The organism is Chitinophaga terrae (ex Kim and Jung 2007) (genome assembly GCF_900107795.1).
GTDB classification, from domain to species: Bacteria; Bacteroidota; Bacteroidia; order Chitinophagales; family Chitinophagaceae; genus Chitinophaga; species Chitinophaga terrae.
In genome coordinates this window covers 398,300-424,874 of sequence record NZ_FNRL01000001.1, presented here as the reverse complement: position 1 = coordinate 424,874, position 26,575 = coordinate 398,300, and the positions used below count along the sequence as shown (strand labels likewise).

General features: G+C 48.1%; 20 protein-coding genes. 13 read left to right on the top strand and 7 right to left on the bottom strand.

All coding sequences use genetic code 11. The annotated features are described in order from the left end of the window. A complete protein-coding gene (locus BLV62_RS01675) occupies positions 1–2,454 on the top strand; it encodes a glycoside hydrolase family 95 protein (RefSeq protein ID WP_211118319.1) in 2,454 nt (817 codons plus the stop codon). Positions 2,455–2,517: 63 nt separating this feature from the next. Here BLV62_RS01675 and BLV62_RS01670 read toward each other — a convergent pair whose 3' ends face one another. The 3 genes from BLV62_RS01670 to BLV62_RS01660 form a co-directional block, all read right to left on the bottom strand. Continuing rightward, positions 2,518–5,190: an alpha-L-rhamnosidase gene (locus tag BLV62_RS01670; RefSeq protein ID WP_089757991.1), complete on the bottom strand. Its 2,673-nt coding sequence runs from the start codon at positions 5,188–5,190 to the stop codon at positions 2,518–2,520. 70 nt (positions 5,191–5,260) lie between these two features. Beyond that, positions 5,261–7,375, bottom strand: a complete 2,115-nt coding sequence (locus BLV62_RS01665) for a type IA DNA topoisomerase (protein WP_089758170.1) — start codon at positions 7,373–7,375, stop codon at positions 5,261–5,263. 47 nt (positions 7,376–7,422) lie between these two features. Then, positions 7,423–8,106, bottom strand: a complete 684-nt coding sequence (locus tag BLV62_RS01660) for a VIT1/CCC1 transporter family protein (RefSeq protein WP_089757988.1) — start codon at positions 8,104–8,106, stop codon at positions 7,423–7,425. A 68-nt stretch (positions 8,107–8,174) separates the two neighbouring features. On the opposite strand from BLV62_RS01660, the gene BLV62_RS01655 reads away from it, so the two are divergent. Then, on the top strand, positions 8,175–9,038 hold the full coding sequence (locus tag BLV62_RS01655) for a carbohydrate kinase family protein (protein WP_089757986.1): 864 nt from the start codon (positions 8,175–8,177) through the stop codon (positions 9,036–9,038). Between the two features lies 1 nt (position 9,039). On the opposite strand, the gene BLV62_RS01650 is transcribed toward BLV62_RS01655, so the two are convergent. After that, positions 9,040–9,606: a DUF1579 domain-containing protein gene (locus BLV62_RS01650; protein WP_089757984.1), complete on the bottom strand. Its 567-nt coding sequence runs from the start codon at positions 9,604–9,606 to the stop codon at positions 9,040–9,042. Positions 9,607–9,744: 138 nt separating this feature from the next. On the opposite strand from BLV62_RS01650, the gene BLV62_RS01645 reads away from it, so the two are divergent. From BLV62_RS01645 to BLV62_RS01595, 11 genes are all read left to right on the top strand, one after another. Then, entirely contained in the window at positions 9,745–12,075 is a 2,331-nt protein-coding gene (locus BLV62_RS01645) for a GAF domain-containing protein (protein ID WP_089757981.1), read from the top strand. A gap of 89 nt (positions 12,076–12,164) precedes the next feature. Next, positions 12,165–13,583 carry a phytoene desaturase family protein gene (locus tag BLV62_RS01640; protein WP_089757979.1) on the top strand — a complete coding sequence of 473 codons (1,419 nt, stop codon included), beginning with the start codon at positions 12,165–12,167 and terminating at the stop codon, positions 13,581–13,583. 25 nt (positions 13,584–13,608) lie between these two features. Further along, positions 13,609–14,862: a YeiH family protein gene (locus BLV62_RS01635; protein WP_089757977.1), complete on the top strand. Its 1,254-nt coding sequence runs from the start codon at positions 13,609–13,611 to the stop codon at positions 14,860–14,862. Between the two features lie 139 nt (positions 14,863–15,001). Further along, positions 15,002–15,862, top strand: coding sequence for a sugar phosphate isomerase/epimerase family protein (locus BLV62_RS01630; RefSeq protein ID WP_089757975.1), 861 nt, complete (start codon positions 15,002–15,004; stop codon positions 15,860–15,862). 19 nt (positions 15,863–15,881) lie between these two features. Beyond that, positions 15,882–17,246 (top strand): Gfo/Idh/MocA family protein, encoded by a 1,365-nt coding sequence (locus BLV62_RS01625; protein ID WP_089757973.1) that lies wholly within the window; start codon positions 15,882–15,884, stop codon positions 17,244–17,246. Between the two features lie 115 nt (positions 17,247–17,361). Then, complete coding sequence (locus tag BLV62_RS01620; RefSeq protein ID WP_089757971.1) at positions 17,362–18,795, top strand: arylsulfatase; 1,434 nt, start codon at positions 17,362–17,364, stop codon at positions 18,793–18,795. Between the two features lie 36 nt (positions 18,796–18,831). Next, positions 18,832–19,713 carry a helix-turn-helix transcriptional regulator gene (locus BLV62_RS01615; RefSeq protein ID WP_089757970.1) on the top strand — a complete coding sequence of 294 codons (882 nt, stop codon included), beginning with the start codon at positions 18,832–18,834 and terminating at the stop codon, positions 19,711–19,713. A 60-nt stretch (positions 19,714–19,773) separates the two neighbouring features. After that, on the top strand, positions 19,774–20,202 hold the full coding sequence (locus BLV62_RS01610; RefSeq protein WP_089757968.1) for an SRPBCC family protein: 429 nt from the start codon (positions 19,774–19,776) through the stop codon (positions 20,200–20,202). Between the two features lie 204 nt (positions 20,203–20,406). Beyond that, positions 20,407–21,453, top strand: a complete 1,047-nt coding sequence (locus BLV62_RS01605; RefSeq protein WP_089757967.1) for a type II asparaginase — start codon at positions 20,407–20,409, stop codon at positions 21,451–21,453. A 20-nt stretch (positions 21,454–21,473) separates the two neighbouring features. Continuing rightward, complete coding sequence (gene aspD / locus BLV62_RS01600; RefSeq protein ID WP_089757965.1) at positions 21,474–23,117, top strand: aspartate 4-decarboxylase; 1,644 nt, start codon at positions 21,474–21,476, stop codon at positions 23,115–23,117. Positions 23,118–23,245: 128 nt separating this feature from the next. After that, positions 23,246–23,797 (top strand): YceI family protein, encoded by a 552-nt coding sequence (locus tag BLV62_RS01595; RefSeq protein ID WP_168927808.1) that lies wholly within the window; start codon positions 23,246–23,248, stop codon positions 23,795–23,797. A gap of 47 nt (positions 23,798–23,844) precedes the next feature. Here BLV62_RS01595 and BLV62_RS01590 read toward each other — a convergent pair whose 3' ends face one another. Genes BLV62_RS01590 through BLV62_RS01580 form a run of 3 tightly spaced genes read right to left on the bottom strand, consistent with a single transcriptional unit; the run spans position 23,845 to position 26,560 of the window. Beyond that, positions 23,845–24,237, bottom strand: coding sequence for a hypothetical protein (locus BLV62_RS01590; RefSeq protein WP_139169882.1), 393 nt, complete (start codon positions 24,235–24,237; stop codon positions 23,845–23,847). An 11-nt stretch (positions 24,238–24,248) separates the two neighbouring features. Next, positions 24,249–25,637 carry a DUF4302 domain-containing protein gene (locus tag BLV62_RS01585; RefSeq protein ID WP_168927809.1) on the bottom strand — a complete coding sequence of 463 codons (1,389 nt, stop codon included), beginning with the start codon at positions 25,635–25,637 and terminating at the stop codon, positions 24,249–24,251. Positions 25,638–25,663: 26 nt separating this feature from the next. Then, a complete protein-coding gene (locus BLV62_RS01580; RefSeq protein ID WP_089757957.1) occupies positions 25,664–26,560 on the bottom strand; it encodes a substrate import-associated zinc metallohydrolase lipoprotein in 897 nt (298 codons plus the stop codon). Positions 26,561–26,575: the final 15 nt, after the last annotated feature.

Sequence of the window (26,575 nt, the reverse complement as noted above, 5' to 3'; positions counted from 1 at the left end):
ATGATCTCCATGAAATACAGCATTTTACAAACGATAATGATTGCCTGCTTTACTTCGGTATCTGCGCAATCTGATCTGACGCTTCGTTTTAACGAACCGGCAAAACATTTTACGGCTTCTTCTCCGGTGGGGAATGGCCGGTTGGGCGCTATGGTATTTGGCAACCCCGGCGCCGAGCGGATCGTGTTAAACGAGATCTCGATGTGGTCTGGCGGCGTTGAAGACGCCAACAGCAAGGAAGCGATCAAATACCTGCCACAGATACGGGAACTCCTGTTGGCGGGTAAAAACATCGAAGCGCAGGAAGTACTGCAGAAATACTTTGTATGCAAAGGTCCGGGTTCCGGGTTCGGAGCCGGGGCCAATGTAAAGTTCGGTTGTTACCAGACCCTGGGCGACCTGTTTATCCGCTGGCAGGACAGCGCCGTTGCTGCACAGCAATACCAGCGCATCCTGCAACTGGACAGCGCTATTACCCGGACTACCTGGGTGAAAAATGGCGTTACATTTAAGGAAGAAGTGCTTGTATCGGCTCCTCAACAGGTGATACTGGTGCGCTTATCGGCCAGCCGGCCGGGAGCCCTGAATTTCAGAACCGGGTTATTCCGCCGCGAACGCGCGGAGATCAAAACCCGTGACGGAATGGTAGAATTAACAGGCGCGCTGAATGGAGGTAATGATGATGCAGGAGTGAAATATGCTTCCGTATTGAAAGTGATCAATAAAAACGGGAAGCAGCGAGTTACAGGCAATGAGCTGGAAATACAGAACGCAGATGAATGCCTTTTGGTGATAGGAGCGCATACCAACCTTAACTGGCCGGATGTGGAAACCCCGGGCCCTGACCCGTTGCCCGCAACAAAGGCCGATGTTAACAAAGCGGCATCAAAAAGCTATGCCACTATGTTGAGCGCACATGTGAAGGACTTCAGCGCATTGTTCAAAAGATGCCAGCTCACTTTAAACGACGGGAGCTATAAAGCTGTTGAAAACCTGTCGGTGATGGAGCGTTTGCAACGTTTGCAACAGGGAGGAAAAGATGCAGCCATGGTACCGCTGTACTTCAATTTCGGGAGGTACCTGCTTATCAGTTCTTCGAGAGAAGGCGGGATGCCGGCCAACTTGCAGGGCCTTTGGGCGGAAGAATACCAGACGCCATGGAACGGCGATTACCATCTCGATATCAATGTGCAGATGAACTACTGGCCGGCAGAAGTAACCAATTTATCGGCCTGTCATCAGCCCATGTTCACCTTAACCAAACAGATGGCCAGGTTCGGTGCAGAAACTGCCCGTACTTATTATAACGCACGCGGATGGATGGCCCATGTGATCTATAATCCATGGGGCTTTACAGCGCCGGGCGAGGGCGCCAGCTGGGGTTCCGCTTTAACCGGCGGGGCCTGGGTAGCCACTCACTTATGGCGTCATTACCAATACACGAACGACCAGGCTTTTCTGCGCTCCGTATACCCGTTACTGAAAGGAGCGGCAGATTTTTACAGGGATATCCTGATCACAGAGCCTTCTCATAACTGGCTGGTAACAGCGCCTTCCAATTCGCCGGAAAACGCCTATATATTGCCGGATGGCCGTGAAGGACAAACCTGTATGGGCCCGACTATGGATATGCAGATAGGGAGGGAGCTGTTAAGCGCCGGTGCAGAAGCGGCTGCCATCCTCAATGTGGATAAAGCCTGGGCCGATTCTGTAAAAACAGTAGTGTCACGTTTAGCGCCTAACCAGGTAAGTCCTTCTTTTGGAGGCGTACAGGAATGGCTGGTAGATTATAAAGAAGCAGATCCTCATCACCGCCATGTTTCACCGTTATATGGCTTATATCCTTACGATGAGATCACGCCGTGGGATACGCCTGAAATGGCCGCTGCCGCCCGTAAAACCCTGGAAAGAAGGGGAGATGCAGGCACCGGTTGGTCAAGGGCCTGGAAAATTGCTTTTTGGTCGCGGCTGGGCGATGGCGACCATGCCTATAAAATGCTGAAAGAATTATGGGCGCCAGCGGTTGCAGGAAGCGAGATCAGTATGAACTCCGGCGCCGGTACTTATGCCAACTTGTTCTGCGCTCACCCGCCTTTCCAGATAGATGGCAACTTTGGCGCAGTAGCCGGTATTGCCGAAATGCTGCTGCAAAGCCATGGCAAGGAAAATGTCATCCGCCTGCTTCCTGCTTTGCCTTCTGACGGGCAGTTTGCCAGCGGAAATATAAAAGGTATCTGCGCAGTGAATGGTTTCCAACTCGATTTCTCCTGGAAGAACAGGCAGGTAGATCAGTTATCCATTTTATCTACCAGTGGGGCTGTTTGCAAAATAAGCTTGCCTGAAGGCAGCGTGGTAAAAGACCAGCAGGGCAAGGTGGTAAAGCATACTTATAACAACGGCGTCTTAACCTTTAGTACTAAGAAAGGCGGGAGGTATACTATTGTGAAGGGATAACAACAATTGCATAAAAAAGAAGGAAGGAAGATTTTTTTGATCTTCCTTCCTTCTTTTATGCAATTATGATTGAATGGTAAACGTATGCACGCCCGCAGCAACGGTTAAACGCTCCGCCTGCAATGGTACAGCCTTTCCATTCTCAGATACCTTCGCCTGTTGAGGGAACCTGATCACCGCTTTACTGTTGGCCGGAATGGTAACGGTATAAACAATGTTCTTACCCTCCCGCTTCCACGAAGAGATGATCCTGCCATAAGGACCATCGTGGCTGGCGCTGAAATGGTCCAGTTCTGCCGGGAAAGCGGGCGAGAGGTTCACATTCCTGAAGCCTGGGGCATTTTCATCCGGGTAAATGCCCCCGATACCTTTATACATCCAGGCGCCTATCTCCCCAAACATAATATGGTTGCGGGAAAGATCAGACGACCTGTTGATATCCCAGTTCTCAAACAACGTGGTTGCACCGTTCACTATCCAATAGCCCCACGACGGGAAAGATCGTTGTGCGGCCAGCTTGTACGCTACATCTGCATAGCCGTTTTCGCTCAGTGCATTAAGGATGCTTTTGGTTCCCAATAATCCAACATCCAGGTGATAATTGTTATTGATCACGCTTTGAGCCAATACCTTTGCCGCCTTGGCTTTCAGGTTATCAGGCACCAGTCCCCAATATAGGGCTGCGCTCTGTTCAGTTTGTAACCCTTCCGCATACACGCCGGTATTAGCATCCAGGTAGGTTTTGTTGAATGCGTCTTTTATCTTATTGGCCAACGCCATATAGGTTTTATGATCTTCCTGTTTGCCCAGCAGTTTCGCAGTTTTCGCCAGGATCAGCGCATCGGCGTAGTAGTAAGCGGTTGATGTGAAAGGAACCGGCGATTTGGATTTAACAGGCACCCAGTCGCCCAACCCCCAGCTGGTTATACCGGTAGGACTGATGCTGGTGATATAATCCACATACCTGCGCATATGCTCATAAGATGCAGAGAGCAATGTAGTATCGCCATAGAACAGGTATATGTTCCATGGTATAATAGCAATGGTGCTGGTCCAATCCGGCCCGTTCCCCCATTCGTAGCCCCAGCCGCCTGTCGGAATAATACTTGGCAGAACGCCGTTTGGTTGTTGCTCGTCCCGGTGATCGGCCAGCCATTTTTCGTAGATGGTGATGCCGTCGAAGTTATACAATCCTGTTTCAACGGCGATCTGTGCATCGCCTGTCCAGCCGTTCTTTTCACGCTGCGGGCAATCTGTGGGGTAGCCGAAAAGGTTAGACAAATAGGCATTATTGGTTGCCCACCACAGTTTGTTTAAGATCGTATCAGAACTGTTGATATTGCCAACAGGAGGTACGTTGCTGTGCATGAAGTAACCTGTCAGGTCTTCTTTCTTCAGCTTTAAAGGTTTGCTGCTGGTTACTTCTACATACTGGAACCCTTTGTAGTTAAAGCTGGGCATAAAGGTTTCCTGTCCTTTACCGCCCAGGATAAAGATATCTGTCTGGAAGGGATCTGTATTATCGGTCGGCCGGTAATGTACATCAATATTGGAAAGATCTACCGTACCGTTCTTATTCAGCTGCTCGCCGTGTTTCAGCCGGATCACTGTGCCTTCCGGACCCTGGACTGTGAATTTGCTGACGCCTGAAATATTCCTGCCCAGGTCGTACACCCAGGTGGTGTCGTTCAGTTGCCTGATGCTCTGCGCTGCTATTTCTTCCACGTTTTCGATAGGGTGAAGTTGCTGGGAAACGATATGCTGTGAGGGCGCCGAGCGGTAAATGACATCATGCCATTTACTGTCGTCAAATTGCGTGGTGTTCCATCCCGGTATTTCTTTTCTTGCATCGTAATGTTCGGCGGTATAGATACTGTTGAAAACGATAGGGCCTGTGGAGGTTTTCCAATCTTTGCCCGAACTGATCACAGCTTTGCTGCCATCTGTGTAGGTGATATACAGATCGAGGCAGAAAGCGGGCCTGTTTCGCCAGGGCGCTTTATCGAAGAACCATACGGCGGTAGACTGGTGATTATACCACCCGTTTCCCAATACCACGCCGATGGCGTTTTTGCCTGTTTGCAGCAGAGAAGTTACATCGTAGGTAACATAGAAGTTGCGCCTGTCGAACCGTGTATACATTGGATCGAGGCGGTGGTTGCCGGCTTTCTGCCCGTTGATGAACAGTTCGTATAGCCCGGCAGCGGCAATATAAGCGCGGGCCGAAAGTATTTGCTTTTCTGCGCCAAATGTTTTCCGGTAGTACGCAGCCGGTTTCATGGCAATGTCGGTATTATCGCTGATCCAGGCGCCTTTCCAGTTCTCTTGTTTGCCTACTCCCGTTTCAAACCAGGAAGTGACGGCCGGTGTTTTCTTGCCGTCCTGGTCCCATATTTCTACACTCCAGTAATAGCGGGTAAATGGCTGTAAGGGTTTGCCGGCATATTTGATCAACCTGTCGCTGCTGTTAACCTTTCCGCTGGTCCATAGCGGTTTGCTTTGCAACGCAGCAGGATCAGCGGCAACCTTTACGATATAAGCCGTCTGGCGGGCGCCGTTGCGGCTATCGGCCTGGAGCCACGAGAGTCGGGGATGTGCTGCATCCACTCCCAGCGGTGTTTGCAGGTATTCGCATTTCAGCGCTGCGGGGAGGCAGGTATCGGCTCCCTTTACCGTTGTTGTGCCGGCAACGAATATCAACCAGCCCAGTAACAAAATTTGGAATCGCGAAAGCATGTTCAACTAAAATTAGCTGAACAAGATAATAGATTCTACCTGTACTTTTATGATTTTTGGATGGAAGGCATTACTCAATACCTACATTGAAATCGGCCTGCAATACCAGTTTACCATCTTTTTCGCCGGCTCCCGGGATCTGTAATCCTTTTATCTTTCCTGTTTTTCCTTTAGTCACCAGGTCGCTGAATTGTTTATCGGAAAGTTTTTTTCCTGCCACTTCAAAAGGCACTTTAAAACCGCATTGATTGAAGTTGCTGCAACCCCATGCAGAATTGCCTTTTTTCAGCGGATGCTGTTTGCACTTCGGGCAATTCAGTTCTTCCGGTGAAACCGGTTGTTTGGGCGCTCTCTTAGCTTTTTCCTTAACTGGTTTCTCTGGTTCCGGCGGCGCTTCCGGCGCTATCGTAATGGTTTTATACTGCGCGGTCTTTACTTCTTTCGTCAGGTCAACAACCATCTGGATCAGTTCTTCTTTGAAAGTTTCGGAGGCATATTCCCCTTTCTCTATCAGGCGTAGTTTTCTTTCCCACTGGCCTGTTAACTCTGCACTCTTCAGGAGTTCTGATTGGATGGTATCTATAAGGTCTATACCTGTTTGGGTGGCGTATATATTCTTCTTTCTTTTCTCTATATACTTCCTTTTGAACAATGTTTCTATAATGTTGGCCCTTGTAGAGGGGCGGCCTATTCCATTGTCTTTAAGCAACTCCCTCATTTCCTCATCGTCCACCTGTTTGCCGGCTGTTTCCATGGCCCGAAGCAAGGTAGCTTCTGTAAAGGCTTTAGGCGGAGTAGTTTTGCCCTGGTGTATCCTCGGCGTATGCGGACCACTTTCCCCGGGTTCAAAAATGGGAAGTATCTTTTCTTCTTCTTCTCCTTCTTTCTTCTCTTTCACATCATTGGCATAAACTTCTTTCCATCCCGGTTCCAGGATCTGTTTACCGGAAGCTTTGAAAGGCACCTGGCCAACTTTGCCGAGTACGGTAGTATTGGAGATCTTACATTCAGGATAGAAGGCGGCAATGAAACGCCTTGCTACCAGGTCGTAGATCCGTTTTTCTTCCAATGGCAAACCGCCGGGATGCATGCCGGTAGGGATGATGGCATGGTGATCTGTTACCTTTTTATCATCGAACACCGTTTTTAGTTTCGGTATCGGCTGTGCGAGGATAGGCGCCGTCAGCGCGCTGTAAGGCGTCATGTCTTGCAGGATGCCCGCGATCTTGGGATGCAGGTCTTCCGACAGGTAAGTGGTATCTACCCTCGGGTAGGTGACCAGTTTCTTTTCATACAGGTTCTGTATGTATTTCAGCGTATCGTCGGCTGTAAAGGCAAATTTTTTATTGGCTTCTACCTGCAGGGAGGTAAGGTCGAACAGGCGCGGGTTCCCTTCTTTTCCATCCTTTTTCTCGAAAGACGTGATCTCGAAAGGATGTTCTTTCAGGTAAGCCAGTCCTTTGGCCGCCTTTTCCTGGCTTTTAAGCCTGTCGATGGTTGCAGTGAATTCTGTTTCCCTGTAAATAGTTTTTAATTCCCAGTAATCTTCCGATACGAAAGCGTTGATCTCTTTTTGTCGCTGCACGATCATAGCCAGGGTAGGGGTTTGTACGCGGCCTATTGATAGTACTACTTTTCCTGTTGCAAATTTTTTGGTGAACAGGCGGGTGGCATTCATGCCCAGCAGCCAGTCGCCGATGGCCCTTGCGCTGCCTGCTGCATAAAGGTTATTGTATTGTTCTGCAGGTTTCAGGTTCTGGAAACCTTCTTTGATGGCTTCAGTAGTAAGGGAAGATATCCACAATCTTTTAATGGGCGCAGTACATTTGGCTTTCAGCAGTACCCATCGCTGGATCAGTTCTCCTTCCTGGCCGGCATCCCCGCAGTTGATCACTTCTTCACATTGCTGTACCAGTTTCTCTATTACCTGGAATTGTTTCTGGACGCCGTTGTTCTCTATAAGTTTTATGCCGAAACTGGGAGGGATCATCGGAAGATCTTCCAGCCTCCAGAATTTCCATTGCTCGTAGTAGTCGTGCGGTTCCTTCAGTGTGCAGAAATGCCCGAAAGTCCAGGTTACCTGAAACCCGTTCCCTTCGTAGTAGCCGTCTTTACGTTCCTTCGCGCCGATCACTTCTGCTATATCTCTTGCAACACTTGGTTTTTCAGCAATACAAACTTTCATATTCATCAAAAAATTGGGTAACAAATGTCGGATAAATACCTGAAATGCTACGACACCAGTTTGGCGATACCAAATGCCGCCGCTGCTGCCAGCAACCCTATCAGGGTTACTTTAAACGCGCCTTTTACAGGCGGCTGACCGGTGACCTTACTCTTGAAATACCCGAAAACAAAGAGGCAGATAACAGTCAGGATGGTAGAACCTATCAATCCCTGTTCAGGTGTATTGGTAAAAAGATAGGCGGATAAAGGGAGCAGGCCCCCGACAAAATACGAAGCGCCGATGGTAAGGGCGCTGTTCCGGGCGCGGGCCGGGTTAGGCGCTTCCAGGCCAAGTTCAAACTTCATCATGAAATTCACCCACTTGGTTTTGTCTTTGGCCAGTTCTGTTGCGATCAGTTCCTGCGCCTGGGTGCTAAGACCATATTCAGCAAAGATCTCTTTCACTTCTTCCATCTCCTTTTCCGGAACGGTATCCACTTCCTGGTATTCCCTGCTCAATTCACTCTGGTAATGTTCTATCTCCGTTTTGCCGGCCAGGTACCCTCCAAGGCCCATAGCAATGCAACCGGCTACTATTTCGGCAATACCTGCCGTAAGGATTATACTATTGTCTGATACTGCGCCGCTCAAACCTGCCGCGAGGGCAAACGGAACAGTTAATCCATCGCTCATCCCGATCACCATATCGGTAATAAAATCAGAACTCTTCAAATGTTCTTCCTGGTGCATAAACTGGATTTAAATAGGTGGATAAATATAGTCGCTTTATTGTATTTTGCCAGATAAATTATCATCGCATGCAAGAAACTTCAGTAGTCTGTTTCGGAGAAATGTTATGGGACCTGTTACCTGGCAAATCCTTGCCTGGCGGCGCTGTAATGAATGTAGCCTATCATCTGCATAAGCTGGGAGAACCGGTAAAGCTGGTTTCAAAAGTAGGAAATGACGAAAGGGGCAAACAGTTGCTGGAGATACTTTCCGGGTACGGGTTACCAACGGAATATGTGCAGGTGGATGCGGAGCGCCAGACAGGTATTGTACATGCGGATATGACAGATCCCAGCGCTGTAAAATACGATATCGTATACCCCGTGGCCTGGGATTTTATTGAATATTCTTCTTCGGTGATGAAAGGGAACGATTATTTCGTTTTCGGCAGTTTATGCGCCAGGGATAAGGTGTCGCGCGCTACGCTTGAAAAATTCATCCTGGAGGCCGGCGCCCGGGTACTGGATATTAACCTGAGGGCGCCGCATTATACCACTGAATTTATCACCTGGTTGCTGCAGCATTGCGATATACTGAAATTAAATCTCGACGAACTGGTATACATCAGTTCCTGGTACCGGCCTTTTGAAGGAACGGAAGCGGCGCTTCGTTTGCTGGCAGATAAATTCAATATCCCTGTGATCGTGGTAACGATGGGCAGCGATGGAACTATGTTGTTGCAGCATGGATCATTGTTCAGGGAGCAGGGAAAGCCTGTGAAAGTGGCGGATACAATTGGTAGCGGAGATGCTTTCCTGGCGGGTTTCCTGCATGCCCGGCGGCAACAAAAAACGCCTGAAGACAGTTTGCGGCTGGCAAATGCTTTAGGCGCTCTTGTGGCTACTTACCACGGAGGCTGCCCGGAATATGATACCAGGCAGCTGCCGTTATAACTTATTTTTTAGTCAACTTAATTTCCATTGTTTTCATTTCTTTCCCGTTGATGTCTGCAAACATTTCAATGATATGATGGGTGGCATCTACCCATTTGAGTGTTTGCCTGATCGATTGCACCTTGCCCGACATAGGATCAGTGATCTGTCCTTTTAATTCCAATACATCGTCGCTTGTCATTTTTCCCGTCAACACCATGATACCGGTACCTAGGTTGTCGATCCAGGTGTTGACGAACGACTTGGATATATTATCGTATCCCAGTGTGCCCAATCCTTCGAATGGCATACCCATCATATTGCCGTTATATTTGCTTTCGAGGTAACGCCCGCTCATGATCATTTTATTGGTGCAGTCGCCGGATGCTTTCATTGGATTATCCGGCATCATCCAAACGGTTGTTTCGGAGGTAAAATCACCTTCCAGCTGGGCCAGTTTCTGATGGAACGGGCCTGGAGTGATAGCGGCCATCCAGTTCTGGTCAGGAGCCCCGGTGTTTTGAGCTTTCAGGGTTTGACAGGTAAGAACGGCTGATACTGCCAGGAAGAAAAGCAGTTTTCTACGCATAAGAGTAATGTTTTTGATTGTTTGAAAAGGGGTTTTTCTGCAATGTAAGATTTTTATAAAAAGAATCGTTAAAGCCGGTTCTTACGTTTATATGAATTATCGGGGATTCTCTAACTTTGAAAAGGAAAGCAAACTATTATGCAATTAACGATCCTGGACGTTTCTGCAAGCAAAGGGCAACCGTTGGCTATAGATGCAGCGATTTCTTTTAAACCTTTTGTCCATTACCTGGAGAAAAGGCTGGCGGAAGAAAAGACTGTCAAATCGCTTCTTTATAAAGAAGCGCTGGCCAGGTTCAACGATGCGTCGATACGGAGCGGGGATATTGAATTAGAGGATATAGAGAAGTATGGGAACCTGCTGGAACATGTTTACGCCTGTTTATCGCCTGTTGATGAAGGCGAAGGCAGGTTGGCCTGGGGATTGAGCTTCCCTTTCCTGCCTGTTGTTTTCTATGGAACAGACCTGCTGTACGACCTGCTCGACAGGCGGGAGCAGAATTATGATGATGAGTCGCGCACCCCGGCCGATTACTACCGGGATCGCCTGCAACTTATCTATTCTTTTATCCTGAAACGACTTTATAACTTCCAGGCGCCTGTTAAAAAAGAACAGTACCATGTGGGGATCAACAAGACCACTGGCCTGATGCAGTGTTATAAGATAGACATTAATACAGACCTGGTGGAAGTGACTGCCAAGTCGGCGCTCCCGGTGATAGATTTCGTTCAATTATATACCCATCTCAGCGAAGGAGGCGGGTTTGAAATACTGGAAGAAACGCTGCCTTTATCGCTTTTCATGTTCAGGGGCTTGTGTATTATAACGCTGACGGATGTAACAGCAGAGGAAGCGATCAACAACATCCGGAAAGTAAGGTTATCTCCTAAAGGGATAACGGATGAACAGAGTTATCAACAGGTGATCCAGTCATTGAAATCGCTGGTCCGCGACAACAAGATAGAATTTGACCTGTTCCCTTTCCTGAAGGTGAACGACGAGCCGGTGTTCGGATTCGCGAAAGCCGGAACCGGCGTATTGTTCGAAGTATGGGGTGAGCACCGTTTATCGCCGGAAGAGTTTAAGCGGCAGGCTAAATCATTTGCCGCTAAACCCATCTTCTTCTTCTCTTCAGATATTTACCAGGAAACCGGCAAAGCCTACTCGTTCCTGGAACATTTCCGCAGGCTGGGAGTAAAATCACTGGCGCTGATGCCTATCTTTCATTTGCATGAACCGGTAGGAGTGATGGCGGTGCATACGTTCGGTGGGCATACATTTGACGAAAAAGTACTGGCGCTGCTGGAACCCGCCATTTCGCCGGTTGGACAACTGCTACGGATATACGTAGATGTATTTAATATGGAGATACAAAATGTGATCAAGGAGAAGTTCACCTCCATACAACCATCCGTGCAGTGGAAATTCAATGAAGTTGCCTGGAACTATATCTACCACACTAAAAGGAACCTGCCTGTGGTATTGGGGAATATCCATTTCAAAGATGTGTACCCCTTGTACGGCGCAATTGACATCCGGAACTCAACAGCCGAAAGAAATAAAGCGATCGTTGCAGATATCAACAATCACCTGCACATACTGGCTGAAACCCTCGATGCTTTGCAGGCATACCAGGATAATAACCTGTTGAGGGAAATGATCTATCATACCCGGCAATGGCAGCAGATGGCGCAGCAGGACCAGCTAAGTACATCGATAGAGAACGATATAGACCAGTTCCTGGAAGAAGAAGCAGTGGCTTACCTGAACCACGTTGCCTCGCAGGCGCCCGGTTCCCGGCAGTTGATCAATACCTGCCTTCAGCAACTGGATAGCCATGTGAACAAGAACGAGCTGGAATTATCCATGCAGCTTATCAACAATGCCATCAACGATTACCTGGAAACCAATAAATACAGGTTGCAGGAATCGTATCCCTGTTACTTCGAAAAATTCAAAACAGATGGCGTGGAATACGATATTTATATAGGACAATCCATCACCCCAACAAAAGAATTCAATCACTTTCATCTGAAAGATCTCCGCCTGTGGCAATTATCATCGATGGCTGCCATAGCCAGGTTAACCCATTCACTGTTGACTGAAATGCCCAGGGAATTACATACCACGCAGTTAATATTCGTACATAATCACCCTATCGAGATCAGTTTCCGTACGGATGAACGCCGTTTTGATGTGGAAGGCGCATATAATATCCGCTACCAGATGATCAAAAAACGGATAGATAAAGTGCATATCCGCAATACGGAAGAACGGCTTACCCAACCGGGAAAAATTGCCCTGATCTATACAGATGCCGATGATGTGGTTGATTTTATCCCCTTTATACACTACCTCCAGGAATCGGGAGACCTGTTGCCTGAACTGGAAGAACTGGAACTGGAAGATCTGCAGGGGCTTACAGGGCTTAAAGCATTGAGAGTAGGAGTAGCATTACCTTCGTTGTAGCTTAAAAATATTATCTTTCTTAAAAATAATTTGCATTACCGTGATTAGTATACTAAGTTTGTAGACTAATAAGCACGGAAAGATCAGCCATGGCAACAACAGATTATGATGTAATTGTAGTAGGGTCGGGGCCCAATGGCCTCGCCGCAGCCATTACCCTGCAGAGGTCGGGCGCCCGCGTATTGATGGTGGAGTCGCGCCCGCAGATCGGCGGAGGTATGCGGACCAGCGAAGTAACCTTACCTGGTTTCCTGCACGACATCTGTTCGGCCGTGCATCCGATGGCTATGGGATCGCCTTTTTTTGCGCGGCTGCCACTGGAACAATTCGGGTTGCGTTTTGCCTGGTCTGAGTACGAGGCGGCGCATCCGCTGGATAACGGCAAAGCGGCTGTGTTAGCGCGGTCGATACAGGATACAGCCCTGGGGTTGGGAGCAGACGGCGGCGCCTATACGCAGTTGATAAAGCCGGTGGCAGATCACTGGAACGAGATTGCATCCGATGCGCTGGGGCCATTTTCGTTTCCCGGTCATCCCTTGCTGATGGCGCGTTTCGGCTGGAACGCCCTGCGCTCAGCATCCATGGTGGCAAAGCGTTTTGTTACGCCGGAAGCGAGGGCTTTATGGGCGGGGATGGCGGCGCATTCCATACAGCCGCTCACCAATATAGCCTCTGCAGCTATCGGGATGGTTTTATCGGCAGCGGGGCACCGGTTCGGATGGCCGGTACCAGTGGGAGGTTCGCAGGCCATAGGCAACGCTTTAGCAGCTTATTTCAGGCAGCTGGGCGGAGAAATACAGACCGGTTTTCATGTTACTTCACTGGAACAACTGCCCTCTCATAAAGCCGTGGTATTTGACCTGACGCCTAAACAGCTGCTGCAGATAGCGGGCGACAGGTTCCCTGCCGGATACCGCCGCCAGCTGGAAAAATACAGGTATGGCCCGGGTGTGTTCAAGATAGATTTTGCACTGGATGGCCCTGTGCCGTTCACCGCCCCTGAATGCAGGAAAGCGATCACCGTACACCTGGGCGGCACTTTCGAGGAAATTGCCCTTTCCGAACAACTGGCAGCCAGCGGGAAACACAGTGAAGCGCCCTTTGTACTGTTCTCACAGCAAAGCATTGCAGATAAGCGGGCGCCGGACGGAAAGCACACGGGATGGGCATATTGCCATGTTCCCAACGGCAGTACAAAGGATATGACAGAGATCATCGAAAAACAAATAGAACGTTTTGCACCGGGGTTCCGGGACCTGATCCTGGCCCGGCATACCATGAACGCAGTGGAAATGGAAAACTATAACCCGAACTACGTGGGAGGGGATATCAATGGCGGAATAAGCGACCTGGGACAACTATATACCAGGCCAACATTGAGCTTAACGCCTTATCGCACCGCCGCCACAGGAATTTACATCTGTTCTTCCGCAACGCCTCCGGGAGGGGGAGTACACGGGTTATGCGGGTATCATGCAGCCAACGTCGTATTAAAAGATATTTTCTGATTACGCTTTATTTTAATTGTTATTTATGCCTACAGTTAAGTCTTATTTACCAGAAGACTGGGCGATCGTTACGCTTGGTTTTTTAATCATTATCCTGTCGCTGGCCGGCGTTGTGATCGCCGTGCCGGAGTACAAATGGGCTGACAGCGCCGATCTTTTTGGCAAGGTGCTGACAGCGGCCAATCTTTTGAAGATGGTGGTCCTTTTTGCCTTCTCTTTTGTTGTGGCCATACTGGGCGCCCTGTTGATCGGAAAGCCGGTTAAACCTATGCTGATCGTCTTCCCTGCCGTGTTTGCACTTACCACAATTGCACTGATAGCCGCAGGCAACGCTACCGTGAACGAATACGGGATTGAAGCAGTGATCTTCAGCCTGGTGATCGGGTTGCTCGTTGGAAATCTTTTCAAACTTCCAGGCTGGTTCAGGGAATCGCTGACCTCTGAGTTCTTTGTAAAAATAGGTCTGGTATTGCTGGGCACTACAGTCGTGTTCACTGATATGCTGAAAGATGGAAAACTGGGCCTGATACAGGCTTTGGTAGTGGTTTTTTCTGTATGGTATTTCTCTTTCTGGGTATGCAAGAAACTGAAGATAGATAATGAACTGACGATGATGCTATCCAGCGCTGTGTCTATTTGCGGCGTTTCCGCGGCTATCGCTACCTCGGGCGCGATCAAGGGAGATTCCAGAAAACTTTCACTGGTTATTTCGTTGGTATTGATCACAGCTATCCCGATGATGATATTCATGCCGATGATCGCTAATTATTTCCGGTTCCCAGAAGCGGTGACAGGCGCGTGGCTGGGTGGAAGTATCGATACTACAGGCGCTGTTGCAGCATCGGGTTCCCTGGTGGGCGAAACAGCCCTGAAAGTGAGCACTATTGTGAAATTCAGCCAGAACGTATTATTGGGTATCGCGGCTTTTGCCATCTCCGTGTACTGGACTTATACCAAGAATCCCAATGCCAGCGATCCCGACACCAAGCCTACTTTGAAAGTGATCTGGGAGCGCTTCCCCAAGTTCGTGATAGGCTTTATGATCGCTTCCCTGGTGTTTTCTTTTTTCCTGGACAGCGGCGCAAGGGCGGCAGTGAAAGCGCCATTGAAAAACCTGCAGGGACTTTGGTTTGCGCTGGCATTTACCTGCATAGGCCTGGAAACCAATTTTAAAGACCTGGCCTCCGTGGAAAGCCGGAAACCGGTATATGCGTTCCTGATAGCCCAGACATTCAATGTGTTGATAACTTTGGTTTTAGCTTACCTGCTTTTCTCATAAATCCTAAGGTGGCGACATAACAACGATGTCGCCACCTTTCATCTTCTTCTCTTCGCGTTCAAATAAGGGATTTTGAATTCTCCACAATTGATATTATCTTAACTGCATCCAACTTTTCCATTTTAAATATTGAAACGTTATGAAAAATTGGCGGTTATGGATCCTATGTCTATGTTGCGGCGTTTATTTGCAATCGAATGCACAAACAAAACTGCCAGCCATAGGAATTACTGCATCCCTGAGCAGCGACAGCCTTGCAGCCGCCAGCGGATTCACTTACCTGGAAGAAACGGTAAGGCGGGTGTTATCTCCCAACAATACTATTATTCAATTCAATGAACTGGTAAAAGCCCTGCAACATACCAAATGCAAAGTACAGAGCTGTAACGTGTTTATTCCCGGCGAAATGAAGCTGGTTGGTCCCGATGTAAACGAAGCAAGAGTACTGGGCTATGTGGATACTGTTATGCAACGGGCCCGCATTGCCGGTATCAGGATCATTGTACTGGGCAGCGGAGAGGCCAGGAAGATCCCTCCGGGTACCGACAGCGTTGCGGCTGTAAAGCAGTTTATCACGCTTTGCCGGAAAATGGCTGTAGTAGCGGCTAAATACGGCCGTACCATTGCTATGGAAAACCTCAACTCCGGTGAAACCAATTTTATAAATACACTAGCCCAGGGAAATGCCGTGGTCACTGCTATCAACCATCCTAATTTCAGGCTGACGGCCGATATCTATCATATGCTGAAAGAGAATGAATCGCCTGAAAGCATCATAGCGGCACGCCATGTACTGGTGCATTGCCATATTGCCGAACGGGATAAAAGAACGCCTCCCGGCGTAGAGGGCGATGATTTCACTCCTTACTTTGCCGCATTGCATAAGATAGGTTTCCAGGGCTGCATTATGATGGAATGCAGGTGGACAGATCCTGCAACCCAGTATAAACCGGCGTACGACTACCTGTATAAACAACTCAAAACCGCATATAATTTATAAATCTTTCTAAACTTCGTATATGGCTGAATCAACTAAAACAAGAAGAGAATTCCTCCAGCAGTCGTTGCTCGCGGGTGCGGGACTGACGCTCAGTGCAATGGGGATGCCCGCCAGCAGTTACGCCAGGATCCTGGGAGCCAACGACCGCGTGAACGTTGGCCTGGTAGGCTTCTCAGACCGTGCGCGCCAGGCTTTGCTTCCTGCCTTCTTCAATAATAACAAGGCGCTGAACTTCGATCTTATCGCCGTATCTGATATCTGGAACAGGCGCAGGGAAGAAGGTAAGGCATTCCTGGAACAGAAGACAGGACATAGTGTGCAGGCTTGTGTGAATAATGATGAATTATATAAGATCAAGGATCTTGACGCTGTATTTATTGCTTCTGCTGATTTCCAGCATGCTTACCATACTATTGAAGCAGTAAAGAACAAATGCGATGTATACAGCGAAAAACCGTTTGCCGAAACCATGGAAGATGCCCGCAAGGCATTGAAAGCGGTAAAGGAATCCGGTAAGATCATGCAGGTAGGTACCCAACGCAGAAGCGGCCCGAGCTACCATTCTGCCGCCAACTTCATCAAAGAAGGTAAGTTCGGTCCTATCACCATGGTTGAAATGACCTGGAACGTAAACCAGCCGGGACGCTGGCGCAGACCGGAACTGGTAAACTCCATCCGCGAATCGGATACTGACTGGAAACGTTTCCTGGCCGGCCGGCCTGCCGATAAATGGGACCCGCGCAAATACCTGGAATACCGTCTATTCTGGCCTTATTCTTCCGGCATTTTCGGCCAGTGGATGACCCACCAGATCGATACCGTTCACTGGTTCAGCGGTCTGAAACATCCGCGCAGCGCGGTAGCCAACGGCGGTATCTATATGTGGAAAGATGGACGTAAAAACCCGGATACTCTCACCGCCGTGTTCGAGTATGGCCCTGAGAACGATCCGACCAGCGGGTTCCAGGTAATGTACAGCAGCCGTTTCCACAACTCTGCCGGCGGTACCAAAGAGATCTATTACTCCAACGGCGGTACCATCGATATGTCTACCAACAAGATCTCGCCAACCGGCGGGCTTACAGAAAAAGAAGCGCAGGAAATGGGAATGCATGCCAATCTTTTGCCCAGCATGACCCTAAGTTCGGAAGGTGCAGCGGTAACCAGCGCCAACACCGGCGTAGATTCGTTAACAAATGCACATGTACATAACTGGATGTCCTGCGTTCGCGAACGCAAACAACCTAACGCGCCTATCGAGGCAGCTTATTCTCACTCCATTGCCCTGATCATGGGAAATGCCGCTTACCGCACCGGTATGAAAGCAACTTTTGATGAAACAACACAGGAAGTAATGGTAGGGGGCAAAGTATTCACAATGTAATTTCTCCGGCACAACTAAAACAACAGGCCGTCTCTACTCCGTAGGGACGGTTTTTTTATTTCTCGGGTTGCGTTCTTCCTTTCAAAAGGCTATATTCGGCGTTATTTCCCGGACAATGAATAATAAGACAATAATCGCAATCATTTGCAGCTGCCTGTTTTCATTTGAAGTTTTTGCACAGCAGCATTCAAATACACCCAACATAGTTTTTATCGTGGCCGACGACCTGGGCTATGGAGACCTGAGCTGCTACGGCCAGCAAAAATTCAAAACACCAAACATCGACCTGCTGGCAAAACAGGGAATGCGTTTCACCCAGTTTTATGCGGGCACCTCTGTTTGCGCGCCTTCCAGGGCTTCCCTGCTGACCGGCAAGCATACCGGCCATACCTATATCAGGGGAAACAAGGAATTGGAACCGGAAGGACAGGAACCGCTGCCCGAGCATACTATTACCCTTCCGGAGGTCCTGAAACGGGCGGGTTATGTAACCGGCGTATTCGGGAAGTGGGGTTTAGGCCCAGTTGGATCAAGCGGCGACCCGTTGAAGCAGGGCGTCGATAAATTCTTTGGCTATAATTGCCAGCGGCAGTCGCACCGTTATTTCCCTACTCATTTATGGGATAACGATGAGAAAGTAGTGCTGGAAGAGAACGGGCAACTGGATACGATGGCAGTTTATGCGCCTGACCTGATCCAGGTTAGCGCGCTCAATTTCCTGGAAGCAAACAAGAACAGGCCCTTTTTCCTGATGCTTACCTATACGCTGCCCCATGCGGAATTGCAGCTGCCGGAAGACGACGATGATTTCCAGCAATTCAAATCAATGTTCGGGGAACAGCCATACAAAGGAGACGACTATGGACCGGGCGCTTTGGTAGCCGGCTATGCCTCGCAGCGGTATCCCCGCGCCGCATTTGCCGCAATGGTTACCCGGTTGGATAACTATGTGGGAGAGGTAATGGCCGAGTTGAAAAAGCAGGGTTTGGAAAAGAATACCATCGTGATCTTTACCAGCGATAATGGCCCGCATACCGAAGGCGGGGCCGATCCTGGATTCTTCAACAGCGCGGGAGGACTGAGAGGCGTTAAAAGAGATCTTTACGAAGGAGGTATCAGGGTGCCATTCATCGCAAGATGGCCCGGAAAGATCAGGGCTAATACCACCAATCTTTATACCGGCGCATTCTACGACCTGGTGCCTACATTGGCGCAGGTAAGCCGCAGTCCTATGCTGGTAGCGTCGGATGGCGTTTCGTTGGTTCCAGCGCTGACAGGTGCAGGGAAGCAAAAGGAACATCCTTACCTGTACTGGGAATTCCATGAAAACGGGGGGCGCCAGGCGGTTAGGCAAGGGAAATGGAAGGCTGTCAGGCTGCAGGCGAAAGGCAACCCGGATGGAGCAGTGGAACTATACGACCTGGTTGCAGATCCCAAAGAAACAAAGGACCTTGCTGCTGCCTATCCTGCAATCGCCGCACGCATGGCAGCTTATATGAAAGCTGCGCATGAAGAGTCGCCCGCTTTCCCTTTCTTCACAACAAAATAATTCCTGCTTTGGCAAACATCTTGTAATCTTGCAGTTATGCAGAAAGAAGAAAGACCGGTAATTCAAATGACTGATTGGTGGACCGATAACATCAGGCTCACCCATACGCATACGTCTTTTGACCACCTGCAACCTTTCACTGCCAGCGCAGATAACGACGTGGTGCGGCTGCATTTCGGACTTCAGGGGAATTATGCATTCAACTACAAACAACTGGGGCAGCATTATGATCTAATTGGCGGTCATCATAACCTGATGTACTCCAAAGGTTTTGATATTGAGATCATCCCCAAAAGCAAAGTGATAGAAACATTCGGCATACAGTTCCCTGTAGAGCAATTTATCGCTTATACACAAAATGGAAGCGAGCAGTTGCAGCGCTTCGCGGACGCGATACTTGCGGGGAAAAGCGTGATGCTGGCCGACAGGTGGAGCGGGCTTACCATAAGGATACAGGAAGTGATCAACGATATAAGAAGCTGCAAATATGAGGACCCGTTGCGCAAATTGTTCCTGCTGTCCAAAAGCCTTGAACTGCTGGTGCTGTCGGCCAGCGCTTACGAATCGCAGGTTGCCAGCCCTTTCATTAAAACCAGCGCCGACAAAGAAAAGATCATCGCGGTGCGGGACCTGATCAACAGCCGGTTGTCTGATCCGCCGGGCCTTACAGAAATAGCAAAAATAGTTCAGTTGAATGAGTATAAACTGAAGCGTGGTTTTAAGGAAATATTCCAGACAACCATCTTCGACTACCTTACAGGGCAACGTCTGCAACTGGCAAACCGGTATTTACAGGATACCAGTAAAACTTCCGCTGAAATAGCCTATGAATTGGGATATACTTCTCCCCAGCACTTCAACAACGCATTCAAAAAACGTTTCGGCGTTACTCCCAATTCTGTTAGATTAAATCCTTAAAATGCAATCGGTACCGGGGGCGTTAAAGTATTATTGTACCGGAATCAAAATATTAAGATCATGGAAAATCAACACTTGTCAATGTCTGTGGATGCAAGCATTCATGCGCCTGTATCCAGGGTCTGGAAAGCGGCCACAGATAAAGATGAAATTAAACAATACTTTTTTGGTACAGATGTAACCACTACCTGGGAACCTGGCAGTCCTATCACTTTTTCAGGGGAATATGAAGGGAAACGATATGAAGAAAAAGGCGTTATCCTGCAGGTAGAAAAAGAGAAAATGCTTTCATACAGTTACCTGGCTTCAGGATGGGAAGATAAGCCCGACAACTACAATACCATTGTTTATGAACTGGAAGACGAAGGTAATGGTTACACGAACCTGAAGGTCACTCAATCCAATATCCGCGATCAGCAAACCGCGGATCACTGTGTTGATAACTGGAAAATGGTGTTGGAAGGCCTGAAGAAAGTGGCCGAAGCATAAAATGATATTTTTATTGTTGATGAGTACATAGGATTTCTTTTTGCAGAAATTTTATGTACTCTTTTTTTAGACGAATATGTAATCCCTTTCCCGGTCGCCTCTTCCGCTCATAATTCTCCTCCGAACAATCTGTTATTTTCTGTTGTTCTAATAATTCCTGACAATTTCTACCAAAACAATCTTTAGGTATTAAAAGCAATACATATGAGATCTTTATGTACTTTGTTTGTTGTGCTGCTATTGGGTATAGCAAGTTCCGCACAGAAACCCCGTATAATCATTTTGGCAACAGGAGGAACTATTGCAGGAGAAGGCGCTTCGGCCGACCGTGCGGCGTATACCGCAGGTAAAGTACCGATAGAAGCATTGATCAAAGCGGTGCCGGGTATTGATAATATCGCCGACCTGAAAGGGGAACAGATCTCAAATGTAGGCAGCCAGGATATGACCATCGGGATCTGGCAAAAACTGGATAAAAGGATCAACGAGATCTTTGCTAATAATGAGGCGGATGGAATTGTGATCACACACGGAACCGATACACAGGAAGAAACTGCATACTTTCTTGCGTTAACCGTCAGGTATGATAAACCCGTTGTTATTACCGGGTCTATGCGCCCTTCTACCGCTATCAGCGCAGATGGACCTAAGAACCTCTTTGATGCGGTAACCGTGGCCGCCGACCCTCAATCCAACGGCAACGGCGTAATGGTAGTGTTTGATGAAAGAGTGTTTGATGGCCGGGATGTGGCGAAGATGAACACTACGAACGTGGATGCTTTTCATGCGCCCAATACAGGCCCGATAGGGCAGGTATACGATGGCAAAGTGATGTATTATATGCGTCCGCTAAGGAGTTCAACAAAAAATACCCCTTTTGATATCAGGAATGATAAAGAGTTGCCCAAGGTTGGCATTGCATATATGTATGCCGATGCAAGACCTGATGCTATTAATACGTTTGTGCGTGAAGGTTATAAAGGGATCATTATCGCCGGCGTAGGCAACGGAAATTTTAACAAGGCATTTCACGACGCTATAGCAGATGCAATAAAAAAAGGCGTGGTGGTAGTGAGGGCCAGTCGTATTCCTATCGGCCGCGTAACCTTGTATGATGAGATAGATGACAAAGCATTAGGCACAATTGTAAGCGACGACCTGAATCCCCAGAAAGCCCGCATATTGCTGATGCTGGGGCTTACCCAAACGAATAATAAAGAAGCATTGCAGAATGATTTCTTCAAATACTGACCTCCTCAAAAGTAGAGATTATGTCATTATCCTACATCCAGACAACCCCCGCTGAACAAAAGGCTTTGCAGAAATTAAGTCCTTTTGAATTAAAAGATACACTGATCTCCCTGGCCCAGACAAGAGCCGAGAAAAGCACGGAGATCATGCTGAACGCGGGCCGCGGTAACCCGAACTGGACGGCTTCTGTACCTCGTGAAGCATTTTTCCTGCTGGGGCAGTTCGCCATCACTGAATGCAAACGTAATATGTACGATGCAGAAGGCCTGGCGGGCGTGCCCGAAAGAAGCGGGATCGGCGAACGGTTTAAAAGTTTCCTCGCCCTGCATAAGGAAGCTCCCGGCGCTGCCTTGTTGCAGCAAACCTACCTCTATGGTATCCAACAGCATAATTTCAATGAAGACGAATACATTTTTGAACTGGCGGAAGCTGTAATGGGAAACGAATACCCCGTACCTCCCAGGATGCTGAAACATATAGAAACAGTAGTGCATGATTACATCATCCAGGAGATGTGCAACAATGATAAAGGCACAGGAAAGTTTGATCTTTTCGCGGTAGAAGGCGGTACTGCAGCCATGTGCTACATCTTCGATTCACTCATCGAAAACAAGCTGGTAAAGCCGGGTGATAAGATCGCTTTAATGGTGCCGGTGTTCACGCCTTACCTGGAAATACCGCAGCTCGACAGGTATAAATTTGATGTAGTATATATTCATGCCGTGGGGCATAATACCGATGGCAGGCATACCTGGCAATACCCGGATGAGGAATTGGAGAAGCTGGGTGACCCGAAGATCAGAGTGCTGTTTGCCGTTAATCCCAGCAACCCTCCTTCCAGGGCTATAGCGCCGGAAGGGATGGCGAAGATCGCGGGCATTGTAAAGAAACACAATCCTCACCTGATGATCGTAACCGATGATGTATACGGAACGTTTGTAAATAACTTTCACTCGCTGATGTCGAAACTCCCGGCAAATACCATCTGCGTATATTCTTTCTCTAAATATTTTGGTTGCACCGGTTGGCGTTTAGGAGTGATCACGGTGCATGAGCATAATATTTTTGATAAGATGCTGGCCGAATTGCCGGCTGCTGCGAGAAAAGACCTGGCGAAGCGTTACAGCTCTCTCACTTTGCACCCTGAGAGATTGAAATTCATTGACCGCCTGGTGGCCGACAGCCGGCAGGTTGCCCTTAACCATACTGCCGGTTTATCCACACCCCAGCAAACGCAGATGTTCCTCTTTTCCATGTTTGCGTTACTGGATAAAGAGAATAACTATAAACAGACCGCACAGGCATTGATCCACAAGCGGCTGAAACTCCTGTGGGACCAGATAGAACTTACACAGATGCAGGACCCGTTGAATACAGGATATTATTCCGAAGTGGATATTGCCCTATGGGCGGAAAAGATCTATGGAGAAGACTTTTTGAAATGGTTGAAGAAGAAAATGCAGCCAACGGATATCCTTTTCCGCCTGGCGGAGAAAACGGCGATTGTGTTATTGAATGGGGGTGGTTTTGCTGGCCCTGACTGGTCGGTGCGGGTATCGCTGGCCAATTTACCTACCGAGTCTTACAAGCTGATAGGGGAGAGTATGACGGAGATCATGCACGAATATGTGAGTGCATATAAAGAAGAGACGGGCAAAAAATAGGCTTTTTTTTCATAATGATAGGTCTGATCGCGGGGCGCAAATGCAAGGGCGCCCCGTTTTTTTGTCAACGGGTTAAATTGATCAGAGCGGCAGGCTTTTTGCAAATACAGGTTATAACAAGTACAGATATGAAAACACCCCGCCTTTTACTGCTTTGTGTGGCTGTTTTATTAACCGCCTCTTTGCATGCGCAACAATATAAGCTATCAGACGATCATTCCAAAGTTCAGTTCACGGTTGTCAATCACCTGATTTTCAAAACTACCGTCAATGGCTACTTTAAGGGACTTAAAGGCACTGTGGCCTTTGATCCCAAACAGTTATCAAGTGCGTCTGTTCATGCTACGGTAAATGTTTCTACTATCAGTACAGGTATCGGGAAACGCGACAGGGACCTGCAGGACGAAGACTACTTCAATGCTGCAAAGTATCCGACTATGGAACTTCGTTCGCTGAAGGTCACGGCAACCGACAAACCTAATACTTATCAAATGACGGCTGCGCTTACAATAAAAGGGATCAGTAAAAATATCAGCTTCCCGTTTACAGCTGTGCTAACCCCGCCAGGTTGCCAGTTAAATGCCACTTTTGCTATTAACAGGAAGGATTTTAACGTGGGGCCGGATAACCCGATAGACGACAAGGTAACGGTTACGCTAAGTGCGTTGGCTACAAAATAACGAAGGGCGGAAAATTACTTCCGCCCTTGTTTTTTTCAGGTGAATGCTTAATAATATAAAACCATCAGGAAGGATGGTTTATCTGTTGTTTTGGGTTTGGCAGCCATGAAGGCAGCCATTTGTTCTTTGGTTAATACCGTTGCCAGGTTGTTTTTCAGGTTGTTGAACAACACGGCCTGCCTGGTCACATAGGTTGCCGAGTCAAGCCTGTTCAGATCCTGTTTGGCCGCCATATATTCCTGTACCAGTTTATTTACCTCCGGCTTTTGATTAGCAGTGATATTAAGATTTTTAAGAAGCAGCCTGGAATAATCGGCACGTGCAAGACTTGTTTTTACGCCAGCCTGCAATTGTTGTGCTGTTGGCTTAATGTTTTGCTGCGCATGCAATAGTTGATGAGCAGAAAGAAGTATCGCAAATATGAGAACGATTTTTTTCATAAAAATTAGCTTTATAAGTGTCTCCAATTCATCCATGCAGTAGCGGTGCCTGCATCAACGATATCAAATGTTTTTCCGTCTTCCAGCGGAACAACATAAAATCCATAGTTCTTTCCCGGTTCCGGCGGTATGGTGCCCGATGCCAGCACATCGTTGGTCTGATCCAGCGATGGTTGACCCGACGGTCCGTCAAGATCCAGCGGGAAAAAGCCTATAAGGTTGCCCTGGATATATGTTTGAACAACTCCATTGTTATATAGATAAGGATAACTATCGTCGAGTCCTGTGAGAACCGGAGATAAGACGTCGAACCAGGTGTTTCCGCCTCCTCTTACAACCTGCGGGTAATAGACGAATGCGAAGAAGGCGCCGGCGCCATATGTGAGGCTTCTTATGTTATACGCATCATCAACGCCTGCAACGTGCAAGCCGGCAGTGGAGACCCACGGGTTATTCAGCCCACCGTTGAAAAACCTGGTGGCGGCCGTCAGATCAGGTAAATAAGGCCTTCTGGCGCCGGAAATAGTGATGTCGGTAGTGCCATTCACTTTCGCACTGATAGTTTGATTATTGCTGTTAAAACCAGTAATTGTCAGGCTCTGGATGGAGCTGTTACCCGCTGGCAATGGCGTTGTGAATATTAATTTATCGGCAACGAACTGGTGCCGTACATTCAGGATCTCCGGATGCCCCGTATATTTCACATTAAGGCTTTTACCGGCAATACCCGGCGATAACTGGAAAGTGATGCCGTTATAATTGAACTGCTTGAAATAGGTCAGTATCTTATTCCAGTTGATCATGGCGCTGAAGCCTGAGGCGTTAAATATATCCTGCTCTTCTTTGGTTGCCCTGATCAGTGTTACAGTAGTGCTGTTCAGGTTTCCTTTTAAACGGATAGTATCTCCCAATTCATCAGGGTTTTGTTCGAACCCGAATTCGAAGTCGGCCCCCCATCCAAATCCATATCCTCCGCTGAAAGGACTGTTGTTAATATTGCCATCAGGGTCGCAGGGTACATGCACATAACTGTAGGTATCAAACACCAGGGTTGGCCGCTGTGTAGCTTTGATATCAAAAGAGCTGGTATTAAAGGTATTGGCCATTCCCGGTGCGAAATCTGAAAGCATCGATACTTTATTATCCTTTTCAAACTTCATATAGTAGGTGAAAATGGCTTTGGGGCCGGTTTGCGTAACCCCTCCGTTTATCGCCGACCCGGTGGTGTACTCTGTCATTATCCAGCCATAAGGTGCGCTTACAAGTATTTCATTATACTTCCTGAGCGCTTCCTTCAGGCGTTCGTCAGTGGTCTTGCCATCAATGTTCAGATCCGACTTCTTATAGCAGGCGGTAAACAGTAGCGGTATCCACAATAATGTTGTTAATATCTTTTTCATAAAATTATTTATGCATTGATGAGATATTATTGAATGTACGCGGCAAATGCCCTGCGACATCTTCGTTGTAAGGAATAGAAGTCGATATGCCATATTTTGGCAAAATAGTCTACTACCATTGCTTCCTTGGCTTTGATCTGATCGTAGCCCGGCGTACCCGGACCATCTGTTTGAGTGGCCAGTACTGTTTCATAATCGTCGTATCCATAAGTACCGCCATCGCAGCCGGCCAGCATGGATGCTACCATTTCAACGAAATCTTCTGCCGGGTCGGACATCGCATAAGCTGTAATAAATCCTTTCCTCCTGGCGTTTTTATCCGTTTCGTTGTACCAGTTACCCGTATAGCCGGTGGAGATAGTTCGGAAAGCTACCGGGAACATGACATTCTGGTTCAGTATATGTCCAAACTCATGATGCATGGTATGGAACATCTGTTTGATGTTGTTCGAGTCCTTTGCCAGGTTGGAAATGTAATTGATCTGGTAAAGCAGCATGGCTGTACCGCCTTCTGCCTGCCCCAGTATCATAGTACCGTTGCTTTCATACTGTGCGCTTCCTGCCATTTTAAATGTTTTAGGCAGGTATCTTCTCAGGAAATCAGTACTTCCCGTTTCTGCGTTATATGGCCGGAAGGCGACAGCCAGCAGCGCTTTCAGCGCCGGTATCACCTGCGATTCTTTAGGAGGTACGATGTCGAAAGGGAAATCCAGCATACCAGGTAGCCATTTATAATAGACGGCGACGTTATACGGTACTGTCAGGCTATCATAGATAAACTGGTCGGTCGTGTTCCGGGCTGTGGAGTCGCCTCCCAGGCCTACCGGCGGTTCAGAAACATCCAGCGTTTCTTTTTTACACGCACTCCAGCCGAGGGCCATTATCGCCAGCAGGAGGAGAGATGTGAATATCTTTATTTTCATAAAACAGTTTTTTAT